Origin of the sequence: Vibrio fujianensis, assembly GCF_002749895.1 — a bacterium.
Taxonomy (GTDB): Bacteria; Pseudomonadota; Gammaproteobacteria; order Enterobacterales; family Vibrionaceae; genus Vibrio; species Vibrio fujianensis.
Map to the genome: position 1 here is coordinate 1 of NZ_NBUS01000027.1, position 3653 is coordinate 3653.

The 3653-nt window shown below is 40.4% G+C and carries 3 protein-coding genes; all 3 read left to right on the plus strand.

All coding sequences use genetic code 11. From position 1 onward, the window contains the following. The first annotated feature begins 128 nt into the window (after positions 1-128). The 3 genes from B7C60_RS00830 (at position 129) to B7C60_RS00850 (ending at position 3286) form a co-directional block, all read left to right on the plus strand. Positions 129-425 carry an antibiotic biosynthesis monooxygenase family protein gene (locus tag B7C60_RS00830; RefSeq protein WP_099610012.1) on the plus strand — a complete coding sequence of 99 codons (297 nt, stop codon included), beginning with the start codon at positions 129-131 and terminating at the stop codon, positions 423-425. 643 nt (positions 426-1068) lie between these two features. Next, positions 1069-1740, plus strand: coding sequence for a DUF4145 domain-containing protein (locus B7C60_RS00840; RefSeq protein ID WP_017058388.1), 672 nt, complete (start codon positions 1069-1071; stop codon positions 1738-1740). A gap of 1150 nt (positions 1741-2890) precedes the next feature. Continuing rightward, entirely contained in the window at positions 2891-3286 is a 396-nt protein-coding gene (locus B7C60_RS00850; RefSeq protein WP_099610028.1) for a DUF3465 domain-containing protein, read from the plus strand. Positions 3287-3653: the final 367 nt, after the last annotated feature.

Sequence of the window (3653 nt, forward strand, 5' to 3'; positions counted from 1 at the left end):
TTATGCGTTGGTTTTTGTGATTACGGTGTTATGCGGAAGCTTGGCAGTAGCGTTGGCTGCCCCTTAACGCGGCGTTATGTGCCTAATAGTTTTCAACGTCTATATTAGTTATATCACAAGGAAATCATATGTTTAGAGTCATATATGAGTGGCGAGTGCCATCTAATAAAATGGATGAATTTCAAAAGGTTTGGAGTTCTACAACTGACTCTATTCATCATACAGTCGAGGGTGCTCTCGGCAGTTTTATGCTTCATTCCTTTGATAAACCTGAAAAGGTACTAACGATTGCTAAGTGGCGCTCTCGACAAGATTGGGAGTTATTTTGGGAAAATAGTAATCCTGAAAAAATGCAGAAAATGCGTGAAATTGCTGAACGAATTTCGGTGGAATCGTTCGACGAAATAGAAGATCGGAGTAAATAATAACCCCGGCACATAACAAACAATTCAAGCAGACCCTCAACGCGTGGCATTTTCGTTTTGCGTTGAGTTTAGTGATTACGGTGTTGTGCGGAAAGTTGGTAGTAGCGTTTCGGGCTACTTAATTGGGCGTTATGTAACCGTAGAGAAAAAGACCGCAATATATTGAAAGTTAAAGTGTTTTTATGCTTTTTCATTTTTAAGTTAGTTTCTATTTTATATGTTTTATGATTTTAACTTATTGTTTTAATTGGTTATTTGTAAAGTCAGTCTTATTCATATTGGCTTCGTTTCTGTCTTCTTATTATTCGAGTTTTCAGTCTTTTCTCAATGGTTAAGTGAGTTTGCGATAAGTTTGGTGGCAGTCACTTTTTTCTTTGAACTAGGGCTCGCAGTTTCGTTGTTGCCACGCAAATTCTACTGGGTTACTGCTAACTTTTCATGTAAGTTAAACGATATTTGGCAATGTTGTTCTTTGTAATGCTTTGAAATGGTTAGCAAAGTTACATAACAAAGCATTCAAGAGGGACAGTCAACGCTTGGCAGTTTTGGTTTGGTTTAGCATTTGAGGTTACGGCTGGCTAGTTTTAGTCTAGTTGTTTGCGTTGCCTGCCCCTTAATGCGGCGTTATAAGAAAAGGCAAACAATGGGCGAAATTAAAAAAATTCACTGTAACAGCTGTAATCGAACAACGAATCACACAGCTAAGAGTTCCCATACAAAAATCGTATATTTTGATGAAGATGATGGTCGTGTGGATGAAAGCTCACCTTTAGAGGAATCTGAATATACGTTTTGGGTTTGTATGGGTTGTGATTCTGCTTGCTTGGAAGATAAATATACATGCGCTGGTATGAATGATGGGTTTGAGCAAGTGTATGTGTCTACCTTTTATCCAGAACATACTTTTAGCCATCGCAACCCTAAAAGTTTTTGTTACATCAAAGATGAACTTCAGGATTTATATCGAGATATTGTTACTTCGTTTAGGTACGATCTAGCAATCCCTACTGCAACAGCCATACGAACATTGCTCGAAGCGATATGCATAGACCAAGGTATCACTGATGATATAGCTTGGAAGTTCCATATAAAAATAGAAAAACTAAACGACATCTTAGGGATGCCCAAAAGTATTACCGAAGGGCTGTTAACTCTAAAATTCATGGGTGATAGTGCTGCACATAAATTGATTTCGCCCCAAAGAAAGGACTTGTCTTTAGCAATAGACTTGCTAGAAGCATTGATGCTTCATTTGTATGAAGCAAAATTTGATCTTGAAAATAAATCAACTCAAATGCATAAGTCCTATAAGTAATTTTTCTTATAACAAACAATTTAAGAGGGATTCCCAACGCTTGGCATTTTTGCTTCTACTTCAATTTTAGTGGTTACGGTACAATGCTTTAAGTTGGGTGGTAGCGTTGCTCACCCCTTAATTGGGCGTTATGTAACCGTAAAGAAAAAAGACCACAATGCATTGAAAAGTAGATATTTTTTATGATTGATCTAATTTCAATGTCGACTTTGTCTGAGCGAGTTTCATGCATGTTGATTTAACTTTCGGCTTCTTGTTCTTCGAGTTTTTACTCTGGCTTCAATGGTAAAGCGAGTTTGCGATAAGCTTGGTGGCAGTCACTTTTTTCTTTGAACTAGGGCTCGCAGTTTCGTCGTTGCCACGCAAATTCTACTGGGTTACTGCTAACTTTTCATGTAAGTTAAACGATATATGGCAATGTTGTTCTTTGTAATGCTTTGAAATGGTTAGCAAAGTTACATAACAAAGCATTCAAGAGGGACAGTCAACGCTTGGCAGTTTGGGTTTGGTTGAGCATTTGAGGTTACGGCTGGTTAATTTGAGCGCAGTTGTTTGCGTTGTCTGCCCCTTAATGCGGCGTTATGCGACTGAGCAAAAAATCTTCTATATCTCTCTTTCTCGCTCTCTTTGGCAGTCGGTTATTGGTGTCGGCAATTTAGCATTGTCGGCCTAAATTCTTGAATCACTCAGACCGTAAAACATGTCAAATCTCGTGGGTTGCCTCATTGGTTCTCGGAGTTGGTTCGTGGCGAGTTTGGCTGGCGCAAAGTGTGGCAAGGTCCAGTTTATCGACAGTTCTTCTTCGCTGGTCTTCCGCCGCGTTAAGTTTCTCGAAGCAAAAGCAGAGTCGTGCGCTGAAATTCACCATTAGTCACTTGTGGGAATTTGGTCTGTAACATAGTGACTTCGGTTGTTCAGTGAATCACAAAAAGTGCTCGGTTTGTTTGTGGTTTTTCGTGTCTAAGGTAATCTTTCAGTGCCCAACTTGGCTTGGTAGGTGAATTCGCATAACAAACAATTCAAGCAGACCCTCAACGCTCGGCGATTTTGGTTTGCGTCGGGTTTGGTGTTGCCGAGTAATGCGGAAAGTGAGCCAGTGCGTTTCGGGCTACTTAATTGGGCGTTATGTGAATCAGAGAGAATTGAGTATATGAAGAAGTTCTTCACAATATTTATAGCAGCTTTTTGCTTAGTTTCAGTTGGTGTTCTAGCGAATGACTACAAACTCGGGCAGGCGCTTGAAAATCATCAAAGTGACCTTCAAGTTCGTGGTTCAGGAACAATAATTCGTCTATTGCCAGATGACAACAAAGGAAGTCGACATCAAAAATTCATACTCAAATTAGATAGTAAGCAGACTTTACTTGTTGCTCATAACATCGATTTAGCACCAAGAATTCCCAACCTAAAAGTCGGCGATCGAGTTGAGTTTTACGGTGAATACGAATGGAATAAAAAGGGTGGTGTAATGCACTGGACACACCGCGATCCCAACAATAGGCATCCACATGGATGGTTAAAGCACAACGGTAAAAAGTACGACTGAAAATTCACATAACAAACAATTTAAGAGTGATTCAGCACGCTTGGCATTTTTGGCTTGGGTCTAGTTTAGTGATTACGGCGTCCAATTCGAGTACTGTGGTAGCGTGCTTCACACCTTAATTGGGCGTTATGCGACTAAGCAAAAAATTATCTATACCTCTCTTTCTCGCTCTCTTTGGCAGTCGGTTTTCGGTGTCGGCAATTCTGCATTGTCGGCCTAAATTCTTGAATCACTCAGGCCGTAAAACATGCCAAAGTTCGTGGGTTGCCTCATTGGTTTTCAGAGTTGGTTTGTGGTGAGATTGGCTGGCGCAAAGTGTGGCAAGGGCAAGTTTATCGGCAGTTCTTCTTCGCTGGTCGTCCGCCGC

Bases quoted from the DNA above. Each gene is read 5' to 3' on its own strand.
- B7C60_RS00840 (WP_017058388.1), top strand. From the start codon at position 1,069: ATGGGCGAAATTAAAAAAATTCACTGTAACAGCTGTAATCGAACAACG.
- B7C60_RS00830 (WP_099610012.1), top strand. From the start codon at position 129: ATGTTTAGAGTCATATATGAGTGGCGAGTGCCATCTAATAAAATGGAT.
- B7C60_RS00850 (WP_099610028.1), top strand. From the start codon at position 2,891: ATGAAGAAGTTCTTCACAATATTTATAGCAGCTTTTTGCTTAGTTTCA.